General features: G+C 61.2%; 5 protein-coding genes. All 5 read left to right on the top strand.

Annotation, left to right across the window (positions count from 1 at the left end; all coding sequences use genetic code 11):
• A partial coding sequence (locus AB4Z11_RS23270) for an alpha/beta fold hydrolase (protein ID WP_442027987.1) occupies positions 1 to 780 on the top strand: 780 nt, incomplete at its 5' end.
• 37 nt (positions 781 to 817) lie between these two features.
• Positions 818 to 1,642, top strand: a complete 825-nt coding sequence (locus tag AB4Z11_RS23265) for a ChaN family lipoprotein (protein ID WP_442027986.1) — start codon at positions 818 to 820, stop codon at positions 1,640 to 1,642.
• Between the two features lie 52 nt (positions 1,643 to 1,694).
• Positions 1,695 to 2,417 (top strand): FadR/GntR family transcriptional regulator, encoded by a 723-nt coding sequence (locus AB4Z11_RS23260; protein ID WP_442027984.1) that lies wholly within the window; start codon positions 1,695 to 1,697, stop codon positions 2,415 to 2,417.
• An 81-nt stretch (positions 2,418 to 2,498) separates the two neighbouring features.
• Positions 2,499 to 3,410: a 5-dehydro-4-deoxyglucarate dehydratase gene (gene kdgD / locus AB4Z11_RS23255; protein WP_442027982.1), complete on the top strand. Its 912-nt coding sequence runs from the start codon at positions 2,499 to 2,501 to the stop codon at positions 3,408 to 3,410.
• A gap of 18 nt (positions 3,411 to 3,428) precedes the next feature.
• A partial coding sequence (locus AB4Z11_RS23250) for an aldehyde dehydrogenase (NADP(+)) (protein WP_442027980.1) occupies positions 3,429 to 4,797 on the top strand: 1,369 nt, incomplete at its 3' end.

Genomic DNA, 4,797 nt, shown 5'->3' with positions numbered 1-4,797 from the left:
CTCCTGCTGCTGCACGGCTTCCCGTCTTCCTCGCACATGTTCCGCAACCTGATCCCGCTGCTGGCCACTAAATACCGCGTGATCGCTCCCGACTTGCCTGGCTTCGGTTTCACTGAAGTTCCCGCCGAACGCAATTACCAGTACAGCTTCGACAGCCTGGCGGCCACCATGGAGGCCTTCGTGCAAGCGCTGAAACTGGAAAAATACGCGCTTTACGTGTTCGACTACGGCGCGCCTACCGGCTTCCGTCTGGCAGCGGCGCATCCGGAACGCGTCACGGCCCTGATCTCGCAAAACGGCAATACCTACCTGGAGGGTCTGAGTGAAGAGGGCTGGGCGCCGATGCGCAAGCACTGGGCTGATCCCAGCGCGGAAAACGAGCAAGTGATGCGCAGCTTCCTGACCTACGACGCGACCAAATGGCAGTACACGCATGGTGTCGCGAATCCCGAACAGGTCGCGCCGGAAGCGTATGCGCTGGACGCACTGCTGATGACCCGTCCCGGCAATAAGGACATTCAGATCGCGCTGTTCTACGACTACCGCAACAACCTGGCGCTGTATCCCGTGTTCCAGAAATTCTTCCGCGATACCCAAGTACCGACCCTGGCGATCTGGGGCAAGCACGACCCCTTCTTCATTCCGCCTGGCGCCGAAGCCTATCGCCGCGATAATCCCAATGCGGTGGTGAAATTGCTGGACACGGGCCACTTTGCGCTGGAAACCCATGTGGACGAGATCGCTGCGGAAATCCACACGCTGCTGGAGAAGGCACTGTGAGGTAGACTAGACGCTTCACTCAACTGATCCATGTTCGATGAAGCGTCACCTCATAATCCTCGTGGCGGTAGCCCTGTCCGGCTGCAGCTTCTTCAAGAAGTCTCCCGAGCCGGTGGCGTCGATCGCCGCCGGTCCCGCCAACCCGCAAGTGCTGCTGCTGGGCGAAGTGCACGACAACCCGCAAGGCCACAAGCTGCGTTTCGAAGAACTGAAGCGCCGCGTGGAAGCGGGCTGGCGTCCGGTCATTGCGATGGAGCAGTTCGACCGCGACAAACAGCGCCTGCTGGACGAAGCCCAGAAAGGCTGTCTTGATGCGTCCTGCCTGATCAAAGTGATGAATACGCCCGGCTGGAACTGGCAGCAATACCATCCGCTGATTCAGCTGGCACTGACCAACAACCTGCCGCTGCTTGCCGTGAATCTGTCGCGTGCCGATGCTTCGCGCGTGGTGCGTGACGGCGTGACATCCAGTTTCGATGCCGCGACCGTTACAGCCTACAAGCTGGACAAGCCGCTGCCGCTGGAGTTGCGTAAGGCGCAGGAACGCGAAATCAAGGAAGGCCATTGCGATATGCTGCCGGACATGATGGTCCCCGGCATGGTCGATGCCCAGGTGGCACGCGACATCTGGATGGCCAAGCTGATCCGCGAACAGCAGCCGCGCGATGTGGTGCTGATTGCCGGTAACGGCCATGTCCGAAAAGACATCGGCGTGCCGCGCTGGCTGAACGCGGTTGAGCCCAAACTGAACATCCGCACTATCGGTTTCGTGGAGCCGGATCAGATGCGTTTGCCCTTCGATGAAGTGCGCAAGCTGGAGTCTGTAAAGCGCGCCGATCCTTGCAAAGGGCTGAAAAAATAGTCGTCATACAACAAGTGGTATACTAGTTGCTTTCCAGAGAAGGCATGCCACGATGACTGAAACCGCAGCTCCTGTCCGCAAGAAACACCGCAACCTGGCTCAGGGGGTGGTGGAGGCGATCACGTCCAATATCCAGAGCGGAACGTTGAAGCCGGGCGAAAAGCTGCCGACCGAGTCGCTGATCATGCAGCTGCATGGCGTGTCCCGTACTGTGGTGCGCGAAGCGATCTCGCATCTGCAGGCCGCCGGGCTGGTGGAAACCCGTCACGGCGTGGGCACCTTTGTGCTGGAACCGCCGAGCGGCAATATGCGCCTGACCATCAGCACCCTGGAAGACGTGCTGGCCATCCTGGAGCTGCGCATCACCCTGGAAACGGAAGCGGCGTCGCTGGCGGCCAGCCGCCGGACCGATCAGCAGGCCGTGCAATTGTCCGCGCTGCTGAAGCGCATGCAGGAAGAGGGCAATCCGGTGGATGCTGACAAGCAATTCCACCAGCTGATCGCCCAGTCCACCAATAACCGTTATTTCGTTGACATCCTGAGCGATCTGGGCAGTGCGATCATCCCGCGCGCCCGTGTGAATTCGGCGCAACTGGTGCACGACGACCCCGCCGCCTATCTGATGCGCGTGCAGCGCGAGCACGAGGATATCTGCCACGCCATCATGCGCAAGGACGCGGAAGGCGCCCGCGCGGCCATGCGCACCCACCTGAGCAATAGCCGCGAACGCCTGCGTCATGCCCAGGAAATGTTGGAAAAGGGCGGCAACGCCTGACCGGTAACAAAAAACGCTTGCAGCGTTTTGCGGATACTTGTACGATGTCATACAACTTAACCGCGACCTCTAGGAGACGCCATGAATCCGCAAGACCTGAAAAAGATCCTTTCCGCTGGCCTGCTGTCCTTCCCAGTGACCGACTTTGATGCTGAAGGCAACTTCAACAAGAAGGGCTACATCGAGCGTCTGGAATGGCTGGCTCCATACGGCGCCTCCGCTCTGTTCGCGGCTGGCGGCACCGGCGAGTTCTTCTCGCTGACCCACGAGGAATACCCGGAAATCATCAAGACCGCCGTCGACACTTGCCGCGGCAAAGTGCCTATCCTGGCCGGTGCAGGTGGCCCGACCCGTGCAGCCATCAAATTCGCCCAGGAAGCCGAGCGCCAGGGCGCCCACGGCGTGCTGCTGCTGCCGCACTACCTGACCGAAGCGAGCCAGGAAGGCCTGATCAAGCACGTGGAAGAAGTTTGCGCTTCTGTGGACTTTGGCGTTGTGGTCTACAATCGCGGTGGTTGCCGCCTGACGCCTGATTCGCTGGCGATCCTGGCAGATCGTTGCCCGAACCTGATCGGCTTCAAGGACGGCATCGGCGACATCGAACTGATGGTATCGATCTGGCGCAAGATGGGCGACCGCTTCTCGTATCTGGGCGGCCTGCCGACGGCAGAAGTTTATGCAGCAGCGTACAAGGCATTGGGTGTTCCGGTGTATTCCTCCGCCGTGTTCAACTTCATGCCGAAGCTGGCCATGGACTTCTACCACGCTATCGCGAAAGACGATCACGCTACGACGAACCGTCTGCTGGACGAATTCTTCCTGCCGTACCTGGCGATCCGCAACCGCAAGCAAGGCTATGCGGTGTCCATCGTCAAGGCCGGCGCCCGCCTGGTCGGTCACGATGCGGGTCCAGTGCGCGCTCCGCTGAGCGACCTGAACGAGGAAGAGTGCGCAATGCTGGACAAACTGATCCGCGCCCAAGGCGCACAATGAAAAACTAAGGAGTAAGCAATGCACATCGCTGGTGAAATGGTAATTGGACAGAGCGCTGTCATGGGCCGCGAAGGCCAGATGAAGGCGATCGATCCTTCCCGCAACGTGGAAATCGATCCGCCCTTCGGCATGGCCAGCGCCGCTGACCTGGAAAAAGCGTGCAGCCTCGCCGCTGCCGCCTTCGACACTTACCGCGAAACCGGCCTTGAGCAGCGCGCGCAGTTCCTGGAGAAGATCGCCGACAACATCGTGGCCATCGGCCCGCAACTGATCGAGCGTGCGATGCAGGAATCCGGCTTGCCGCAAGCCCGCCTGGAAGGTGAACGTGGCCGCACTGTGAATCAGCTGCGCCTGTTCGCCAAGGTGGTTCGTGATGGCGTGTTCCTGAACGCCACCGTGGATTCCGCACTGCCCGAGCGCACCCCTCCGCGCTCGGACATCCGCATGCGCAAGATCGCCATCGGTCCGGTCGCTGTGTTCGGCGCCTCCAACTTCCCGCTGGCCTTCTCGGTGGCAGGTGGCGACACCGCTTCCGCGCTGGCCGCTGGTTGCCCTGTTATCGTGAAAGCCCACCCTGCGCACCTCGGTACTTCCGAACTGGTGGGCAAGGCTGTGCAAAAAGCCGTTGCCGATTGCGGCCTGCCGGAAGGCGTGTTCTCCATGCTGATCGGCGGTATTGAGACTGGTTCCAATCTGGTGGCGCATCCGGTCATCAAGGCTGTCGGCTTCACCGGTTCCCGTTTCGGTGGCCTGGCGCTGATGCGCATCGCCGCTGCACGCAAGGAGCCGATCCCTGTGTACGCCGAGATGTCCAGTATCAACCCTGTATTCCTGCTGCCGGGCGCTCTGAAAGAGAAAGGCGCCCAGGTTGCACAAGGCTTCGCTGATTCGCTGACCATGGGCGCGGGCCAGTTCTGCACCAACCCTGGCCTGCTGATCGGCCTGGAAAGCGCCGAGCTGGATGCCTTCACCACCGCTGCTGCCGCAGCCGTGCAGGCCAAGCCTTCCACCACTATGCTGACCCCGGGCATCCACAAGGCCTACGAGTCCGGCGTGGAGAAGCTGTCCGCACTGGAAGGCGTGACCCTGCTGGCGCAAGGCGCTCCGGCTGCCGGTTGCCAGGCCCGCCCGCATCTGTATTCCGTGGACGTGGATACTTTCCTGTCCACCGCTGCGCTGGAAGCTGAAAACTTCGGCCCAAGCTCGGTGCTGATCCGCGCCAAGACCGCTGAAGACCTGAAGCGTTTCGCTGAGCACCTGGAAGGCCAGCTGACTGCCACCGTGCAGGCAACTGCCGATGACCGCGACATCGCCGGCTCGCTGCTGCCGACGCTGGAGCGCAAGGTTGGCCGCATCCTGTTCAACGGCTTCCCGACTGGTGTGGAAG

The organism is Pseudoduganella sp. RAF53_2 (assembly GCF_052113985.1).
Classification (GTDB): Bacteria; Pseudomonadota; Gammaproteobacteria; order Burkholderiales; family Burkholderiaceae_D; genus Rugamonas.
This window is presented reverse-complemented; position numbering and strand designations above follow the sequence as displayed.

Coding starts and splice junctions, on each gene's coding strand:
- kdgD (WP_442027982.1), top strand. CDS start 2,499: ATGAATCCGCAAGACCTGAAAAAGATCCTTTCCGCTGGCCTGCTGTCC.
- AB4Z11_RS23265 (WP_442027986.1), top strand. CDS start 818: ATGAAGCGTCACCTCATAATCCTCGTGGCGGTAGCCCTGTCCGGCTGC.
- AB4Z11_RS23260 (WP_442027984.1), top strand. CDS start 1,695: ATGACTGAAACCGCAGCTCCTGTCCGCAAGAAACACCGCAACCTGGCT.